This window comes from Armatimonas sp. (genome assembly GCF_043760365.1).
GTDB lineage: Bacteria > Armatimonadota > Armatimonadia > Armatimonadales > Armatimonadaceae > Armatimonas.
On sequence record NZ_JAYUPA010000173.1, the window covers coordinates 1 to 18,437 of the forward strand.

Genomic DNA, 18,437 nt, shown 5'->3' on the forward strand with positions numbered 1-18,437 from the left:
ACCCATCACTTAGACTCGCCGCACCACCAGGAGCCCATTAGTGATCCCGGAGATTACTTAATCGCCTCACTTGTGAACTACGCCGCGTTTTTCCAGCCCGCCTTGACGATCCAAGACTCGCGCAAGTACGCCTGGATTCTCACGCAGTGCAAGAACCAGAACTTTCACACGAGCTACGCCCTCCTCTGGCTCCAGATGGTGCTGGACTACTGGGATCACACCGGCGATGACTCGCTGGTGCGGGAGCTTGCGCCCCAGATTCACTCGCTTCTGGATACCTTCACCAGCTACATCGGCAAGAATGGCCTAGTCTCCGAAGCGCCCAACTACATGTTTATGGACTGGGTGGATATTGCCGGCTTCCCCGGTCACCATCCCCCCGCCGTGATTGGGCAGGGCTACATGACCGCGTTCTTCTACCGTGCGCTTGCCGATGGGATGCGTGTGGCTCGGCTTACCAACGACTCCGTACGGATGCGCGAGTACTCGCGCATCCGCCGGGATCTCTCGGTTGCTTTCGAGCGCGAGCTATGGGTGCCGGAGAAGGGGCTCTACCGTGACGGCAAGCCCTTCCAGACCTCGGTCAAACCCGGGCAGTGGCTCCCTGCGGATAAGGAGATCGAAACTTTCACGGCGCACCTGCAGTTCTTGGCCGTGCTCTATGATCTTGCGCCCAAAGAACGGCAGGCTGCGATTGTGGAGAAAGCGATCACCGCATCCAACTTCTCCTGCCAACCGTATTTCATGCACTTCGTCTTCGCGGCACTGGCGCACACGGGGCTCTTTGAGAAACACGCGCCCGAGCAACTGAAGCGCTGGAAGATCGTTGAGGAAACGCAGTCGCTGCTGGAGATGTGGGATCGCGGCGATCTGAGCCACTCGTGGGGCGGGACACCGCTCTACCAGATGACGACGCAGATTCTGGGAGTGCGACCCATCACACCCGGCTTTGAGACGTTCATCGTCGCGCCGCGGCCCAGTGGCCTCGCCTGGGCCAAGGGCATCGTTCCCACGCCCCACGGGGACATCAACGTGAGCTGGCGCAAGCAGGGAGATCGCCTCACACTAGAACTGACGGTTCCCAAGGGCTGCCACGCCGAAATAAAGCTCCCCGGAAGCGATACGGCGAAGCGAGTAGGAGCCGGGCGGCACCGGCTCTAGCCCGTGGGCGGGAGAGAGCGAATCCGATAACAAACGAGGTGTGACGGATAAACCATGCGCGGGTCTGATCTCGTATAATCGGGTATGCCTGAGCTACGCTTGCTTCCGGTGCCGAGGACGGCAGTTTTTCGCGACGAGAACTACTACATCTGGTGTGGGAGCATGATCCGCACCGATGATGGTACGTGCCACTTGTTCTACTCACGCTGGCCGCGAAAGCTAGGCCACTACGCCTGGGTGACCCACTCTGAGATCGCCCACGCCATCGCCGACTCGCCGCTGGGGCCGTATCGTCATGTGGATGTTACACTGCCGGTTCGGGGGAAAGAGTTCTGGGATGGGCTCTGCACGCACAACCCGACCATCCATAAGTTCGGCAGTAAGTTCTATCTCTACTACATGGGTAACACCGGCGATGGCGTGGCAATGAAAACGCTCAACTGGACCCACCGCAACAACCAGCGGATCGGGGTTGCCGTGGCCGACTCGCCCAATGGCCCGTGGAAGCGGCTGGACAAGCCTGTAGTAGATGTGACGCCCGGCTTTCACGATGCACTGATGACCAGCAACCCGGCAGTTTGCGCCACGCCTGAGGGGAAGACCCTGATGGTTTATAAAGCCGTGGGAACCCAAAAGCCCGCCCCGTTTGGTGGCCCCGTGGTGCATGTCGCTGCCCTCGCCGAGACCCCGACCGGGCCGTTTGTGAAGCACCCAACACCAGTCTTTACCAAAGAGGGTGTGCTCTTCGCCGCCGAGGATCCCTATATCTGGTGCGATGGCAAGCGCTACGGGGCGATTGTGAAAGACAACGAAGGACACTTTACGAGTGCGGGAAAGTCTCTGGCACTCTTCACGTCCGAAAATGGTCTGGACTGGAAGCCCACCGAGAAGCCACTGATTTCGACAACCGAGATTACCTGGGCAAGTGGCAAGAAACAAAAACTCAACTCTCTGGAGCGCCCCCAGCTCTGGCGTTCCGCTGATGGGAAAGAAGCGGTGCTCTTTTGCGCCTGCGACGAGACCATAGAGCGCACACACTCGTTCAACCTCGCGATTCCGATGGAGATTCACTAGTGCCTACCGTTTTGAAAAACGCTGCCTATACTCTGACTATTTTGCCCGATGGCGCACTTTCCCTTGCCGCAAACGCAGGCGGCGCTCCAGCTCGTTTTGCGCCGCAGTTTCTGGTACTCCAGCGCGATGACGATCCCAAAGTCACTCTGCGCCGCGCTGAGCTGCCGCAGAGCATCAACTACAGTGTTCCGACCTGGCTCCGTGCCACGGCTAATGGAGGTACTGATACCTCGCTCAAAACAGCGGCGACGGACACGACGGTCACGGCGGGCGATGGCCTCGACCCGGCGACGCTTCAGGGGAGTGGTGCGAGTCGCACGGGGAATCTTTTTCGCGCCTCCGCCTCTGTTGCACTCATGGCGGTGCGTGCCGATGTCGTGGGCCAGACGGTTCGCTGGCACTTTCCAGAGCACGCCGACTTCACGCTCACCGCAGAAGTAACGCTCCTGCCCGGACGCGAGAGCCCGCGCTTGAGCTTTATTTTCACGCCCAAGCGAGCAGGGTTCTACTCCGTGGGCTATGTCGGGGCCGCCTCAACCGATCCGAAGGCCACCCAGGAAAGCTGGCAGCCCCTGATCTGGCAGGAGAAGCGCTTCCCCAGTGCTTCGTTTTTAACGCCCGCCTTTCACTGTCCGCTCCCGACCACGCTGGTGATGGTCAATAACCAAACCTATGGCCTGATCGCCGAGCCCGCCGAGCTTCCGTTTCAGCCGCTCCCGACCTTTGAGAACTCACGCTTCGGGGTGGCGCTCCGTGACAGCGATGGCAAGGCCCGCCCGATGATTTTTGCTCCTATGCTGGGCGGTGTAGGTTCGCAACGCAAACCAGGTGAGGTGTTCTCTTTTGCTCTCCGGCTCATCACACAACCGCAATCGCTTCTGACGACCTACCAGAGCCTGGCACGGGGGCTCTATGGCTTCCGGGACTATCGCCAGAGCACCACGCACTCGCTGAACCAGACACTGGAAAACATGGTGGCCTATGGGCTGAGCGAGTACAGCCGCTTCAACAAAGAGCTCAAAGGCTTCTCCTACGAGACCGACGCGCCGGGTACGGTGAAGAATGTCTCCGCGCTCCACCCGCTCTCCGCCGCACTGGTGCTCGATGACCCGGTGATCTTTAAAGAGCTTGCCTACCCGTTGATCGAGTACCTAGTCTCGCGGGAGAAGTTTCTTTTCTCCACCTCGCCCGACATCAAGATCCAGAACCCGTCGTGGCGCCTGCTGGGGCCGTGCGCCCCGCTCTCGGAACTGGCGGCGCTCTATGCCATTACCCAGCGCCGCTCGCCCTTGCTCCTGCGCTATGCCACCGCGCTTTTGAAACAACAGCGTACGCTGAACCTAGACACGCCCCAAGCTGAAGACACCTGGCAGAACCAGCTCGCGCTCTACGACGCCACGGGGGAAAAGCGCTGGCTAGTGGCCGCCCGCGCCAAGGCCGATGCCTATCTCAAGGCGCAAGTGCAGACCCGCCAGAGCGAATTTGCACCGGGCTCGTTCTTCTGGAATAGCTTTGTCCCCGACTTTTTTGCGCTCCTCACCCTCTACGAGGCGACCGGCGAGAAGCGCCACTTAGAGGCCGCCCACGAAGCGGCGCTTCGCTTCACGCAGTTCATCTGGCTCTGCCCGACCATTCCCACGGAGACTATCACGGTCAATAAAGGCGGAAAGGCGCCCGTCTATAGCTACCTTGCCAAGCGCACCAAGGGCCCGATGCCCGTGCCCGAAGAGAGTGTCCCTGCGTGGCGGCTCTCCGAGATCGGGCTGACGCCAGAGGCATCGGGGACGAGCGTGGGGCATCGGGGGATTTTTCTGACCTGCTTCGCCCCGTGGCTCCTGCGAATCGCCGCGCTGACTGGCGACACGTTCCTGCACGACCTTGCCCGCGCGGCTGTGGTGGGGCGCTACGCCAGCTTCCCCGGTTACCACATGAACACGGCCCGGACGACAGTCTACGAGAAGCCGGACTACCCGCTCCACCCGTTCCCTGAGCTGAGCTACAACTCGTTTCACTTCAACCATAGCTGGCCGCATATTGCGCTGGTGCTGGACTACTTAATCTCGGAGGTGGAGACGCGCTCCAAGGGCGCGATTCGCTTCCCGGCACGCTACGCCGAGGGCTATGCCTACCTCAAGAGCCGCATCTACGGCGACCGCCCCGGAGTCTGGCAGGGCGAGAAAGACATCTGGCTCTGGATGCCGCGTGGGCTTGTGACCGTGAGCTCGCCCCAAGTCAACTATATCGCCGCCCGAAGCGGCGATGGCAAGACGCTCTCTCTGGCGCTGACCAATCAGTCCTCGGAGCCAGTGACGGTCACACTAACACTCAACCCCGCACTCCTTCCTGGCCTGAAAGCGAACCAGCGGCGCGTGTCTATTGCGCCTCACGGTGTCGCTACCCTCAAGCTTGGTGGGCTGACGATCACACCCGCCTTCCAGAAAGAGCTGCTCGGCGCAGGTGGCGCGGCGTGGGCACATGACGAGGCCCGGACACCGTTTATCCAAGGAGAGGTAGTCGGGATGGTTCTGAATTTTGGCCCGGCACTCCAGTCCGCCTTTGTCTACCTCCAGGGCACCAACCAAGAGATTCGTGAGGCGCGGCTTCTCTATCAGATTGACAGCGCCCCTGAGCAAACCCTCACGGATAGCCGCTACCCGTTTGAGTTCACGGTCGCTCTGCCACCAAACACAAAATCCTTCACCTATCGAATCGAAGCCGTTACCCCGAGCGGCACACTCCAGAAAACCGAGCCTGTCGCGCTCCAGAGATAAGAGCGAATCAGATAATAAATCGTACGTCGCGGATAAACCACAGCGTGCGTATTTTTCCTAAAATAGGGCCTGTGTGGAGTTAAGATGCTCCATGCAATTCTCTGTTTTCAAAGGAGTTATTTTTATGCGAAGTCGCAACCGAGCCTTTACGCTCATTGAACTCTTAGTCGTTATCGCCATTATCGCGATTCTTGCCGCCATTCTCTTTCCCGTCTTTGCTCAGGCCCGTGAAAAAGCCCGTGCCACAGCCTGTCTCTCTAACCTCAAGCAGATCGGTCTCGCGTTGATGATGTACACGCAAGACTATGACGAGACAAACCCGCCCTACAACGACGGAGTGATCAACTTCAACGCGCCCGCCGTCGTGGCCACGACCCCGAATTTCCTTGGCTGTCTGACCCCCTACACCAAGAACAAGGGAATCTACTACTGCCCGTCGGTTCCAGACGTCACGGGGGCGCAGGCATGTAACGCGGCGACGGTTCCCGATAGCTGCACCAGCTACCTGGGCAATGCCCCCATCATTGGTGTCACTATCGCTGTCATTCCCAACCCGGCAGATATTGTCTACACCCAGGAGCTTTTCAACAAGCGTAACTATGCGTTTATGCGTCCCCGCCTAGTGAGCGCGTCGGCAGGAACCTATAACTGGTGGCACTTCCCTCGTGGAATAGGAACTCTGGAGAACTACACCACCGTGCACATGGAGGGTGGAAACGTGCTCTTTTGTGATGGCCACGCCAAGCACCGGAAGGCAAAGTCCATGCGCTCCAGCGACTACGGCCTGACCCCAGATGATCCGATCACCGTGGACTTCAATAAGGCCTACACCCGCGCTTTTTAGGAGCCCTATGTTAAGTACACACGAGGTGGCTCAGTTTCACGAGCAGGGCTACCTTGGCCCCTACACGCTCTGCTCCCTGGACGAGATGGCGGCGATCCGCTCGCGCATCGAAACCGAGGTGCTCACTTCGGATGGTCCCAACCCTAAGACGCGTCTTCAGTGTCGTCATCTGGACCAGCGCTTTCTCTACGATCTTTGTGCCCACCCCGCGATCGTAGACCGCGCGGAGAGCCTCTTTGGGCCTGACTTAGTGCTCTGGGCGACCTATTTCTTTAACAAAGAGCCCGGCGGCAGCGAGATTCCCTGGCACCAGGACTTCAACTACTGGCCGCTGGAGCCCGTGGTGAACCTCTCCGCATGGCTGGCGATTGACCCCGTGACTATCGAGAACTCCTGCGTCAATCTGATCCCTGGCTCGCACAAGAAAATCATCAAACACCTGCCCAGCCGCGAAGGGATGGCCTTTGGCGAGGAAGCTGACCCGGCACAAGTAGATGTCAGTAAGGCGATCCCAATGGAGCTTGCGCCGGGTGAGTTTTTTCTTTTTAACGAGCGCACATTGCACCAGTCTAATAAGAATATATCCAACCTGCGGCGGATGGGCATGACCATGCGTATCACGGTGCCGTTTGTGAAGATAACCCACGATGTTGGGCCTCTTTTTCCGGGGCACGCCAATATCCAGCTACGCGGCACGGATCACCAGGGCTTTAACCGGCTTACTCTGCCACCCGAGACCAACCCGTGACTCTACGCTGGGCCCTCGTCGGTCTGCTCTTTCTGGCCTCCGTGCTGAACTATGTAGACCGGCAGACCCTTGCGATTCTCGCCCCGACGATCCAAAAAGACCTGGGGATGACCGACCCGCAGTATGCGATGGTCAATAACTTCTTTCTGGTTGCCTACACGATCTCCTATCTGGTCTCGGGCCGCTTGACAGATAAGCTGGGGCCGCGAAAGGCACTCGCGCTCTATATTTCGTTCTGGTCTGTGGCCAATATGCTCACGGGGCTCTCGCGCTCCCTGGCCTCGCTGAGCGCCTTTCGGTTTCTGCTGGGCCTCGGTGAGGCGGGGAACTGGACAACCGCACCCAAGCTGGTCTCTGAGTGGTTCTCTGCCAAGGAGCGTGGTCTTGCCATTGGGCTCTATACACTTGGTGCGACCATCGGTGCCACGATTGCGCCTCCATTGATCCTCTGGTTGGCCTCGACCGGCCACTGGCAGAACGCCTTCTTTGCCACGGGCGCGGCGGGCCTGCTCTGGCTGATCCCCTGGTTGCTGGTGTACAAGTCTAACCTCTCCCCTAGCCCCTCTCCCGGGCGTTCGTACTTCACTGGGAAAGGGGAACCAGAAGAAGAATCCTCGGATTCCCCCCGCCGGGTACCCGCTTGCGGGTGGGGGGTTAGGGGGGAGGAGGCATGGCAAGTCGTCCTCGCTTTGCTCCTGGCGCGCCTGCTCACTGATCCACTGTGGTATTTTATCCAGTCCTGGTTTGCCAAGTATCTGGTCGCGGAGCGTGGGCTGACCCAGCAACAAGTCAGCATTACCTGGGTGGTCTTTCTCGCGGCGGACTTTGGTGCGATTGGCGGCGGCTGGCTCTCGGGAGTACTCATTAAGCGCGGGATGCCGACCGTGGCCGGACGCCTGCGGGTGATGCTTTTCTGTGCTTGTTTGACACCGCTCACGGCGCTGATCGCGCTTGCGCCAACGGTGAACGGGGCTCTTGTTTTCGCGATGATTGTTACGCTGGCGCACATGGCCTGGATGATCAACGGCAGCACGCTGGTCACGGATTTGATTCCCAAGGATAAACTGGCGACTGTCTTTGGCTTAGTCGCGGCAGGGAGCACGCTCGGCGGGCTTCTGATGAACTCTCTGGTCGGAAATACCGTCGGTGCTTTCGGCTACCGCCCGACATTTTTTGCCCTCTCCGGGCTCCATCTCTGCGCCTTTGCCCTACTGAGCATCGCTCTCAAGAAAAAATAAAAATATGTTTCTTTTACCTTTCATTTGTTTGTCACAGATAACATCGAGTCTGATTGATCCAAAGACTCCGGTGCAGGCAAGACCCGCTTCGTCGCCGGTAGACAGTAAAGACCGCTGGAGCCTGGTTTTCTCCGATGAGTTCAATGACACGACGATAGATCCTACCAAGTGGAACGTCGAGACCACGAGCCGTAAAAGGCCCGATATCGTGGTGAAAGCAGACCCGGAGCAGGTTGAGGAAAAAGACGGCAATGCCTCTATCTATTACCGGAAGTCCAAGACCGAGGACAACACCTACTTCGCGGGGCGCTTCAACTCAAAGGGGCACTTTGCGACCACCTATGGCTATCTGGAGGCCCGGATGCACCTGGTCAAGCCCGATGGCTACCAGACGGCGTTCTGGATGATGCCCGATCAGGAAGGGACGACGGCTCCCAAGGGGGTGACCGATGGAACGGCGAACGATGGTGCGGAGATTGATATTATCGAGGGGAATAAAGCGGTGGACAAGTACTCGACGGGCCTGCACTGGGATGGTTATGCCAAGCCAGCACATAAATCAAATGGAGCCATGGTTAGTGCACCGGGGCTGTACACGCAGGAGTACCACATGATTGGCTTTGAGTGGTCTCCGACAGTGCTGAAGTTCTACTACGATGGCAAGCTCGTTCGTACTATTGACAAGCCCACACTGATCCCGCAAGTGCCACACTACATCATCTTCTCCGGGAGCTGTTTTGGCGTAAACGACTGGGTAACGGGCAATGTTCTTCAGAACAAGATTATCCAAGACGGCGGCACAGTAAAAGCCTACATTGACTACGTCCGGGTTTTCAAGCAAAATGACAAGACAGACTAACCTCGCTACAGCAGCCACACTCAGAGCCTCGTCGTCGCTGAATGCAGGCTATGGCGCGGCTAATCTGACCGATGGCAAGCTGACCAACGAGAGCCGCTGGGTGAGTGGGAGCATGGGGCCGCATACACTCATGCTTACTTGGGCGACACCACAGACGATTGGCTGCCTTCAGCTTGGCACGGGCTGGCTAAACGAGGGCGTCTGGGGGAGCGAATTTCGGAGCCTAAGCGTGCGCGATGGCTCCGGGCACGAGCTGGCAAAAGTTACGGGTAACGACAAGACAGCCGTAGAACTGCGCTTTACAAAGCCTGTCACCACTGACACGTTCCAGCTCGTCTTCGCTGATCCCGGCACGGTGCGCCTGGTCGAGGTGCGTGTCTTTGCGCCAGCTACAACCTACCCCCCACTCCTACTTCCGGGTGCGATACCCCGCCCACGACCCGTTCCGCTCTTTCTCAACCAGACCGGCTACGACCCCGACTCGTCCAAGCGCTTCACCGCTCCCACCCTCCCCGATGGCACCCCGTTTGTCGTTAAGCAAGGCGATAAAGCTATCTTCCAGGGCACCATTCGCAGCAACATCGGCGACTTCACCGCGCTAAAAGCGGCTAAGGGAGAGGTACGCATCGAAGCCGCTGGGCTGCTCTCCGATCCGTTTGAGATCGCGCCCTTGGTGACACTTCGCGCCTCGCTTGATCCCGCACTGCGCTTCTTTGTGGACAACCGTTCGCTGATCGGCACCCACCCGTCGGCGTATGGCGGGTCGGCCTGGCGTGACGGCACCTACTACAGCTACGAAGTGCCCTCGCTTGTGATGCTCTATCTGGCCAACCCGTCGTTTTTTGAGCAGGCAAAGCGCGAGGTGGAGTGGAAGCCGCTCGCACCCAACTTCAAACAAGTGAAAGCCAACGGCGATGGCGGAGCACTCGAAGCCGCGCAGGCCTATTTTCGCGAGATCGAGCCGCCCAAGCCCGCTTCACCCGATATCGTCAAGCTGATCCACTGGGGAGTCGGCTGGCACCTCGTCAAGCCCGAGAGCGCCGATCCGTCGGGCGATCCCAAGGGCAAACGCCTCCACCCACAGACCATCGAGCAGCTGGCATTTTTTATCTACGCCTGGCCGCAGCTCTCCGACTGGCTTCCGGGGAGCTTATACGAGCGCACTAAAGCCTTTGTTCTGACGCATTGGAATTTTGGAATCCAAACAGAGGTGGGAGATTTTAAGGGCCGTGAGTGCCCAGGTCACTCGATCCTGCCCAACGTTTTGCTTTATGAAGCGACCAAAGACAAGCGCTTCTTGGACACGGCTATCGCCCAGGCAAAGTGGGTCTGTGAAAAACTCGACCCTGCCGATCCGAAGGTGACAAAAGGCCAGCGCATGAGCGAGCACATGCTAATCACCGGTATGACGGTGCTCCTGCCGCACGCCGAGGCGCTGATTCGGCCCTGGCTGGAAAAGTGGGCGGATGTGATGATCGCACGCTCGGAGAATGCCTATGATTTCCGTAAGTACGACGAGGCCAACTGGACTCTGCCGCGCTTCACGCCAGGGTCGCATGGTGGCGCGGGCTGGAACGAGCCGGGAAATATTGCGGGCTTTCCGGCGTGCGCACTCTCCGTGGCGCGGCTCACAGGCGATAAAAAACGCGCCGAGCGGCTACGCGTGATCGCCACGGCACACTTTGATGCACTCTTTGGTCGCAATCCCCTCGGGGCGCACGCGGCGTTTCGTGGCCCAAAAGACTTCTACGGGGTTGAGCGCGGCTGGCCTAAGAAGTTCGCCGATGATACCTGCGCCCGGCTGGAGCTGGTGCGCGGCACGCTCTCGTCCACGGCAGCCAGTGAGCACTACCCCAACAACCCCGATGGCCCCTTTCGACACCCCGAGGGCTGGACGGCGTTCAATTCGGCCTTCAATGTCGGGCTGGCCTATGCCTGCCGTGAGGCCACTTGGCTTACGCGCAAGGGCAAGATAGTGACGCTACAAGCGCCGGTCTTCGCCCCCACGGCGACCGTTACCGTGGGCAAGACGACAGTACGCTTAAAAGCAATCAATCCAGAGCAGACGCTCTTTCAAGCGACGACAAACGCCACCGGAACCCTGCGCTACGGTCACGGGTTTCTGGCAACGGAGGAATGAAGAATAACAATGTACGAAGCAACGCATGAGTTTGATGTCTGTGTGATCGGGGGCGGGATGTCGGGGATCTGCGCCGCGATTGCCGCCGCACGCAATGGGGCACGCACTGCCCTGATCCACGACCGGCCCGTCTTTGGGGGCAACGCGTCCAGTGAAGTACGGATGTGGATCTGTGGGGCGCACGGGAAAAACAATAAAGAAACAGGGATTTTAGAGGAGATCCAGCTCGAAAACCTCTATCTCAACCCGGCGCGCAGCTACTCGGTCTGGGATAGCGTGCTCTGGAGCAAGATTCGCTTCCAGCCAGGGCTCACGCCGTTTCTGAACTGCTCGTGTACCGAGGCGACAATGGACGGCGAGAAGATCGCTTCGGTGCGCGCCTGGCAGCTTACCAGTCAGACGTGGCACACGATAACGGCCACGCAGTTTATTGACTGCTCGGGCGATAGCATTCTGGCCGAGCTAACCCCCGCTGAGTATCGCATCGGGCGGGAGGCGCGGGCGGAGTTTAATGAGGACATCGAGCCACTAGAAGCCGACACTAAAACCATGGGCAACTCGCTCCTGATCCAGCTACGCCGCACCGACGAACCCCAGCCCTTCACCGCGCCACGCTGGGCCTATAAGTTCACCAGCCCTGAGGACGTAAAATACCGTGTGAGTGGTGTTAGTGCGCATAATTTCTGGTGGGTAGAGCTGGGCGGTATCAACGACACGATCCGTGACTCCGAAGCGATTCGCGATGAGCTGATGCGGGTGAGCTACGGGGTCTGGGACTACCTGAAGAACCGAGCTCCTGAGCGTGAGAAAGCCACAAACTGGGCGCTGGAGTGGATGGGCTCACTGCCCGGAAAGCGCGAGAGCCGCCGCTACATCGGGGATCATATCCTTACCCAGAACGATATTCGCGCGGAAGGCAAGTTCGCGGATATCGTGGCCTACGGTGGCTGGAGCATGGACGATCACCACCCCGCCGGGCTGCTCTACCCGGGTCGTCCGACGATCTTTCATCCGGCCCCCTCGCCCTACGGAATTCCGTATCGGTCGCTCTACTCTAAAAACGTCCCGAACCTACTCTTCGCTGGGCGCAATATCTCGGTCACCCACGCTGCACTCTCCTCTACCCGCGTGATGGCGACCTGCGCCGTGATCGGGCAGGCGGCGGGCACGGCGGCGGCGCTTTGCGTCTCTGAGAACTGCAACCCACGTGGCTTGGACATTGCGCTTCTTCAACAAACACTGATGGACGACGACTGCTGGCTCCCCGGCAAGCTGCACCTGCCTGGCACGCTCGCCCTCTCCGCCACGCTCTGCGGCGACCCGGCTCGGCGCTTACTCGACGGCATGGAGCGCGACCGCGAGAACGAATCGCATGCTTGGGAAGCGCCGCTGGGGGAGTCGGTGTCTTACCACTGGGCCACGCCGCAAGAGCTCGCCGGGGTGCGGCTTGTCTTTGACAGCGATCTGAGCAATACGAAGCGCATGGCTCATGTCTACCCACAAAGTGCGAACCGCTGTGCCGTCCCGGACTCCCTCGTGAAGGCGTTTTATCTTGAGGCCGAAGATGCGAGCGGCACCTGGAGCACGGTCTACTCTGAGGATAACAACTACCAGCGCCTCGTGCTGATCCCCCTCAGCATTCAAGCAACCGCGCTGCGCCTGATCTGCACCGAGACCTGGGGCGATGCACTCGCACGTGTCTTTGCGTTTGAGCCGCTGGCGGAGTTTGTGCCAAAGATCCCCTCCCTCCCCGATGGTCCAAGCTTTGCCGAAGTCCGTGCGCAGGTTTCCGCAGAAGACCTTGCCGCACCCGACAATGGCCTCGAGGAGACGGTCAAGCACGGAGCCCATGGTGCGTAATCAGGCGGGGCCTGAAAGGCCCCGCCTGGGCGACGCTTCGCGTCAAGCGCCCCGAGGGCGCGCCGAACGCTCCAGATCCCTGCGGTCTCGGCCCGCTTCGCGCGGAGCGCGGCAAAGACGGGGACTTTCAGGCCCCGGCATAGGGAAAAACCATGCTGGGGCGTGAGCTTCTGAGCCACCTGACGGTCAATCTTGTCTGGGCCAATGGCCACGACTGGAAGCCGGGGATACAGACGACCTCCGTGCACAACCAAGCGGCAGCGCTCTGGTATATCGAAAAAGGGAAGCTTCAGGCGGTGCTTAGTGGGAAGCGCTGGGTGCTGGAGGCGGGCGATGCCTTACTCCTTCCCGGTGGCCTCCTCCGAGACCAGCTCCTCACAGACACGGGGGTGGTCTGGTGGTCGGTTGGCTTTGAGGCGCAGCTCTTTGGACGATTGGATGTGCTCGCGCTGCTGCATCCTCCGGTCAAGTGGCAGCCTGATCCCACGACGCGGGATTTACTCAAAGGCTGGATGGAGCAAGCGGCGCAGCAGTGGCCCGCCGAGGGCTTGGGTCATCTGCCGACCAGCCTGCCGCGTGATGAGCAAGCACGCCTGATCGGCGATGGGCTGGCGCGCGCTATTTTTGGACTCTGCTGGCGCACGTTGAGCGTCGCGGAGCTCGAGCAAGATCGTCCCCTGAGAGTGACGGGCGCACCCGAGTGGCTGATCCCAGCGCTCTGGGCCATTCAAGACGACCCCGCCCTCACGCCCATTCAGCTCTGCGAACGATTCGTCGTCAGCCCCGCGCACCTGCGGCGCTGCTTTCATCGTTTTGTGGGTAGCTCGCCGCAAAGCTACTTGATGGAGCGCCGGCTAGAGCGTGCCTGCCGTCTGCTTCAGAGCACCCATCTCACGGTCGCCACTATCGGGGAGGCCATCGGCTTTGAGAGTGTCTATACCTTTAGCCGCGTCTTCACCGAACGCTTCCACCTGCCCCCGTCAAAGTGGCGTGAGCGCAGCACACACCCAGAAATTTGACCGCCGATTGAAATCGGCGGCCCGTGTTGAAATATAACGCGGTATCGTCTAGACTGTCACTCATGAACACGATTCCTGCCCGACCAGCGACGGCTGGAGCCTACCCGAGGCCGGGGCTAAATGCCTACTCCTTTCATGAGCTTCTTTTGGCAAACGCCAAAGAGGCGAGCACGGGGATGGATCTCTTTGCCGTCTGTGATTTCTGTGCCCAGCAGGATATTGACGCCGTGGATCTGACTGGCTACTTCTTCCCTGGTTATCCCAAAGTGCCTGAGGATAGCTATATCTTCCGGCTCAAGCGCCACGCACAGCGGCTCGGTCTGGATATTAGCGGCACGGGAGTGCGCAATGACTTTACAACAGCGAATACGTCCGTACGCGCCGAAGGAATAGGGCGTATCAAGGACTGGATGGAGGTCGCCGCAAAGCTGGGGGCACCCGTGATCCGGGCGTTTGCCGACTCCCAGTCGCCGTTTAAGAGCTGGCAGGAAGCGTCGGGCAACGCGAACCGTGAAACCGTCGAAGCCTGGATGGCGGAGGCACTGTGGGAGTGTGCAGAGCACGGACAGAGGTTTGGCGTGATGGTGGCGGTGCAGAACCACGGGGACTTTATCGCCACGGGGGAGCAGCACCTCAGTCTGCTCAAGCGCGTGAACCACGAGTGGTGTGCAGCGCTTGTGGACACGGGCAAGTATCTGAGCGCCGATCCGTACGCGGATATCGCTCTCATGGCCCCCTACGCCGTAAACTGGCAGATTAAAGAGACAGTGCAGAGCAAGCTCGACTCGCCACGGATTGACATGGCAAAGTTGCTGGCTCTGATCCGCAAGTCGGGGTATCGTGGCTACCTGCCGATCGAGACACTGGCGATGGGCCGCACGGACTACGATCCCTTCGTGGAAGTAACAAAACTATTGGCGGCGCTACGTCAGGCAATCAAAGAGACGGCTTAAACACAAATGGCAATTAAAGACTTTGGGCTGAGGCCCTATTTACGCACCTCAAAAGACCTGCCGCACGGGGAAGATAAGCCCTGGAAGCTGGTCTGTACGATCCCGTATAACTGTCACTTTCAGCCTTGGATCGAGGTTGAGAGCGCAAGTGGTGGGCAGATTCTATTTAACTCCAGCAACCCACTCGTGCTCTATCTCACACCCACGGAGATGTGCGACGCCAAGCCCGGTGTGCAGCGCTACGAGGCAAAACACTGGGTGAGCGGCGAGGGGGCGGTCTACACGATTCCGGCGGGGATGACGGTTCGCGCCGTGCAGTACCGTGAGACGGGCTACGACGCGAGCTTTGCGGGGTCGTTTGTCTGCAACGACAGCGACTATAACACGCTCTGGACAAAAGCGGCGCGCACGGCCTACATCTGCATGCGAGACCACTTCTACGACTGTCCGGATCGTGAGCGCGTGGGCTTCTGGGGGGATGGCACCCCGGAGCTGAACCAGTGCTTCTATGTTTTTGACACCAAAGCCCACGCGCTGGCCAAAGAGCTGGTGCTACGCAAGCTGGAGCCTAAGTTCTACCCCGGCCAGCACTTAGAGTTCCTGGGAGACTACGGCCTGTGGTTCTATTACTTACATACTGGCGATCTGGAGTCGCTGCGAAAGATCTACGAGCCGACGAAGATCTTTCTGTTTGAAACCTATCAGTTTGGCAAGCGTACGTGGTTTGACTGGGGCAAAGAGGTCAAGGACATCGCGGTGATTGAGACCTGTTTTTACTACAACTGCCTTGGGACACTCAAGAAGATCGCGCTCGCCACGGGGCACGACGCCGATGTGCCCGGGATTGATCAGAAGCGCGCGGCGATCCAGGCGACTTTTAATAGCAAGTTCTGGAAGGGAAGCTACTACCAGTCGGAGCAAGTAAACGCTCCTGATGACCGTGCCAATGCAATGGCGGTCAATGTGGGGCTGGCGGAGCGCGGAAAGTGGGACGCGATCTACGAAAATGTCCTTACCAAGAAAACCTACGCGAGCTGTTTTTTCGATAGGTGGGTCTTTGAGGCGCTGTGCCTGATGGGAAGGCAAGAGTACGCCCTGCTGCGGATGGTCGAGCGCTACAAGACCATGATCCCGTGCACTTTCACCACGCTCTGGGAGCACTACGTCCGCTGGTGGGCATCGCGCATAGACGCCTTCGACGATGCATCGTCGCTGAATCACGGCTGGAACCCGCCCGCACTGATTCTCTCGCAGAGCATCACGGGAGTTGCGCCCATCGAGCCGGGCTGGACGGTTTTTCAGGTCTTGCCCAAGGAGGCGTTTCTCACCGAGATCAACTTGGTCGTGCCCACCGTGAAGGGCAATGTCACGGTCACAATCAAGAAAACCAAGTCTGAGTACGCGCTGAGTGTGACGGCACCCGCGAACACCACGGCGGTGGTCGGGATTCCCAAAGCGGCGTTCTCGGCGCTGAAGGCGATCAAAATCGGCAGCAAGACGCTCTGGGAAAATGGGAGCATGCGGGGCGTCCCCGCAGGGGTGGCGTTTCTTGGCGAGGACGCGGACTACGTGAAGTTCTCTGTTCCCTCGGGTGCCTGGAAGTTTCGCAGCCTCGGGAGCTTGCCGCTCGCCTCGCCCAAGCCTGCGCCGAAGCCGCTCTCGAAAGCAAAGCCGCTTGAAAAGAAACACTGGGTCGCGTCGGCGTCCGTGCCCGACAGCTCGTTTCTCTTCAGCGGCGACAAGATCCCCATCGCGATTCCGGCCAGCAGCGCGATTGACGGCGACCACTGGACGGGCTGGCGGGACATGACAAAAACGCAGTACCCCGGCCAGTGGTTTCAGCTCGATCTCCAGCGCCCCGCACGGTTCTCCAAGCTCGTTCTGGATAACACCTGGGCACTCTGGGACTCGCCTGTCGGGTATGCCGTCACCGTCTCCCAGGATGGTGTCCACTGGAGCGCCCCCATCGCCACGGGCAAAGGGGAGCTGGGAATCACGACTATCACTTTTCCCACACAGACCGCCCGCTACGTCCGAATTACCCAGACCGGCACCAGCCCCCTCTACCACTGGTCTATCTACGAGATCAATCTGTTATGAGAGAACCTCTCCTCCCCAGCCCTCCTCTCCCGGGCACTCGCAAGCTCGTTGGGAAAGGAGGGAGCCAGAGGGTGGATTTCCCCCTTTCCCAGCGAAGAATGAGCGCCCGGGAGAGGGGCTGGGGAGAGGTAAAAAACCTATGAAACAACCAAGGATCCAGATTCCCGTCCACTTTCACCTTGTCGCCGATCTGCTGATGGCCAAGCGCGAGGTCGCGATGACGCCCTGGCTCACGCCGGAGCAGCTCGCAAAAACGGTTCTTCCCGAGGTCAATCGCATCTGGTCGGTGGCGCAGATCGAGTGGAAGCTGAGCGGGGTAAGCCTGGCCACGACCCGCAGTGAGGGCCGCGCTGAGGTGACGGCCTATGTCCTCAACGCCGTCCGTGATAGCGAGGGCCACTCCGACCCGGAGCGGGTCAAGAAGCTACTCTCGCTTTTTGCGCTGGAGAAGAACGACCCGAAAGCGGTGGTGAATGTCTATGTCGTCCCGTATCTGGGGGGCACGTCGCAGGGGCACGCACTGCCGGGGCGTAAGCTCGTGCTCCTCGGGCAGTGGACCGACAAGCCCTCCCATGGGAAGCGTCCGCCCGAAAAGTGCCTGCTGGTGGAGAGTGGCCCGTTTCAGCAGGGCTCGTTCAGCCGCACGGTCGCCCATGAGCTGGGGCACATTCTTGGCCTCAAGCACCCGGAGCCCGGAGTGCTCCCGTTTCACCGTCTGATGGGGGGCAACGATCCCGGCAACGACCTCACCGACGATGAAAAAAACACGGCGCGGAAAGTAGCGGCAGCGCTCTTCCCCCAGAAAATACTCCCGTTGCCCGGTGAGGCGTTCATGGTTGCGGGGCGGCCCGCGTTTGTGATTCTCCCCGAAGGCAAGCCCACAGGCCGCCCCGTGCCTTGGGTCTGGTACGCGCCGACCTTACCGGGTCTACCAGGGCCAGAGGAGCGCTGGATGTTCGAGCGCTTCTTGAAGGCAGGGATCGCCATTGCGGGAATCGATGTTGGGGAGTCGTATGGGAACCCGGATGGCCGCGCTCTGTTCACGGCGCTTTACACGGAGCTGACCCAGAAGCGCGGTTTTGCACCAAAAGCCGTGCTACTTGGGCGGAGCCGGGGTGGGCTCATGACCTTGGGCTGGGCGGTGGAGAACCCGGAGAAAGTGGCGGGCTTTGCGGGTATCTACCCGGTCTGTGATCTCACCAGCTACCCCGGAGTCGCAAAGGCCACGGGGGCCTACCACCTAACCGAGGCGGAGCTTCATGCACAGCTCAAGGAGCACAACCCGATAGATCGGCTTGCGCTGCTCGCCAAAGCCCGCGTGCCGCTCTTTGCGATCCAGGGCGATAGTGACAGCGTCGTGCCGCTGGAGAAGAACGCAGGCGAGGTCAAGCGCCGCTACGAGGCGCTGGGCGGCGCGATGCAGCTAATCGTGCCTCTTGGCCAGGGGCACAACATGTGGCCGGGGTTCTTCCAGTGCCAGGCACTTATTGATTTTGTTCTGGCACAGGCAACGGGGATGACTCTCACCGCGCCGCTGGAGTACCAAGTGACACAGCGCTCGTCGCGGATGAAAGGCAAGTTTGTCATTACCGGCACACTCAATGAAGCGCCGGGAAAAGACACAACTCTTGAGGCACGGCTGAGCGACGGCCCGTGGCAAAGGCTCAAGC

Annotated in this window: 13 protein-coding genes; all 13 read left to right on the forward strand. The window is 59.8% G+C overall.

The genetic code is table 11. The annotated features are described in order from the left end of the window. The coding region (locus ACH2EH_RS04345; protein WP_395139298.1) for an alpha-L-rhamnosidase C-terminal domain-containing protein at positions 1-1,161 on the forward strand (1,161 nt) is incomplete at its 5' end. A gap of 84 nt (positions 1,162-1,245) precedes the next feature. Continuing rightward, positions 1,246-2,235 (forward strand): glycoside hydrolase family protein, encoded by a 990-nt coding sequence (locus tag ACH2EH_RS04350; RefSeq protein WP_395139300.1) that lies wholly within the window; start codon positions 1,246-1,248, stop codon positions 2,233-2,235. Continuing rightward, positions 2,235-5,006, forward strand: a complete 2,772-nt coding sequence (locus tag ACH2EH_RS04355; protein WP_395139301.1) for a hypothetical protein — start codon at positions 2,235-2,237, stop codon at positions 5,004-5,006. The genes ACH2EH_RS04350 and ACH2EH_RS04355 overlap by 1 nt, the downstream gene beginning before the upstream one ends. Positions 5,007-5,130: 124 nt before the next feature. Further along, positions 5,131-5,850, forward strand: coding sequence for a DUF1559 domain-containing protein (locus ACH2EH_RS04360; RefSeq protein ID WP_395139303.1), 720 nt, complete (start codon positions 5,131-5,133; stop codon positions 5,848-5,850). A gap of 7 nt (positions 5,851-5,857) precedes the next feature. After that, positions 5,858-6,598 carry a phytanoyl-CoA dioxygenase family protein gene (locus ACH2EH_RS04365; protein ID WP_395139305.1) on the forward strand — a complete coding sequence of 247 codons (741 nt, stop codon included), beginning with the start codon at positions 5,858-5,860 and terminating at the stop codon, positions 6,596-6,598. Beyond that, positions 6,595-7,836: an MFS transporter gene (locus ACH2EH_RS04370; protein WP_395139307.1), complete on the forward strand. Its 1,242-nt coding sequence runs from the start codon at positions 6,595-6,597 to the stop codon at positions 7,834-7,836. Before ACH2EH_RS04365 ends, ACH2EH_RS04370 begins: the two co-directional genes overlap by 4 nt. A 4-nt stretch (positions 7,837-7,840) precedes the next feature. Next, entirely contained in the window at positions 7,841-8,695 is an 855-nt protein-coding gene (locus ACH2EH_RS04375) for a family 16 glycosylhydrolase (protein ID WP_395139309.1), read from the forward strand. Then, positions 8,679-10,835 carry a hypothetical protein gene (locus tag ACH2EH_RS04380; RefSeq protein ID WP_395139311.1) on the forward strand — a complete coding sequence of 719 codons (2,157 nt, stop codon included), beginning with the start codon at positions 8,679-8,681 and terminating at the stop codon, positions 10,833-10,835. Before ACH2EH_RS04375 ends, ACH2EH_RS04380 begins: the two co-directional genes overlap by 17 nt. 9 nt (positions 10,836-10,844) lie before the next feature. Next, a complete protein-coding gene (locus tag ACH2EH_RS04385) occupies positions 10,845-12,695 on the forward strand; it encodes an FAD-dependent oxidoreductase (protein ID WP_395139313.1) in 1,851 nt (616 codons plus the stop codon). Positions 12,696-12,847: 152 nt separating this feature from the next. Next, positions 12,848-13,714: an AraC family transcriptional regulator gene (locus ACH2EH_RS04390; RefSeq protein WP_395139315.1), complete on the forward strand. Its 867-nt coding sequence runs from the start codon at positions 12,848-12,850 to the stop codon at positions 13,712-13,714. Positions 13,715-13,776: 62 nt separating this feature from the next. Further along, the gene (locus ACH2EH_RS04395) at positions 13,777-14,667 is read left to right on the forward strand and encodes a sugar phosphate isomerase/epimerase family protein (protein ID WP_395139317.1); all 891 of its coding nucleotides are present in this window, start codon (positions 13,777-13,779) and stop codon (positions 14,665-14,667) included. Positions 14,668-14,673: 6 nt separating this feature from the next. Beyond that, the gene (locus ACH2EH_RS04400; protein WP_395139319.1) at positions 14,674-16,767 is read left to right on the forward strand and encodes a discoidin domain-containing protein; all 2,094 of its coding nucleotides are present in this window, start codon (positions 14,674-14,676) and stop codon (positions 16,765-16,767) included. Positions 16,768-16,906: 139 nt separating this feature from the next. Continuing rightward, positions 16,907-18,437, forward strand: a 1,531-nt coding sequence (locus ACH2EH_RS04405; protein ID WP_395139321.1) for a prolyl oligopeptidase family serine peptidase, incomplete at its 3' end; no start/stop codon positions are given.

Excerpts from the sequence above, each read along its gene's own strand:
- ACH2EH_RS04350 (WP_395139300.1), top strand. The coding sequence starts at position 1,246 with ATGCCTGAGCTACGCTTGCTTCCGGTGCCGAGGACGGCAGTTTTTCGC.
- ACH2EH_RS04360 (WP_395139303.1), top strand. The coding sequence starts at position 5,131 with ATGCGAAGTCGCAACCGAGCCTTTACGCTCATTGAACTCTTAGTCGTT.
- ACH2EH_RS04365 (WP_395139305.1), top strand. The coding sequence starts at position 5,858 with ATGTTAAGTACACACGAGGTGGCTCAGTTTCACGAGCAGGGCTACCTT.
- ACH2EH_RS04375 (WP_395139309.1), top strand. The coding sequence starts at position 7,841 with ATGTTTCTTTTACCTTTCATTTGTTTGTCACAGATAACATCGAGTCTG.
- ACH2EH_RS04380 (WP_395139311.1), top strand. The coding sequence starts at position 8,679 with ATGACAAGACAGACTAACCTCGCTACAGCAGCCACACTCAGAGCCTCG.
- ACH2EH_RS04385 (WP_395139313.1), top strand. The coding sequence starts at position 10,845 with ATGTACGAAGCAACGCATGAGTTTGATGTCTGTGTGATCGGGGGCGGG.
- ACH2EH_RS04390 (WP_395139315.1), top strand. The coding sequence starts at position 12,848 with ATGCTGGGGCGTGAGCTTCTGAGCCACCTGACGGTCAATCTTGTCTGG.
- ACH2EH_RS04395 (WP_395139317.1), top strand. The coding sequence starts at position 13,777 with ATGAACACGATTCCTGCCCGACCAGCGACGGCTGGAGCCTACCCGAGG.
- ACH2EH_RS04400 (WP_395139319.1), top strand. The coding sequence starts at position 14,674 with ATGGCAATTAAAGACTTTGGGCTGAGGCCCTATTTACGCACCTCAAAA.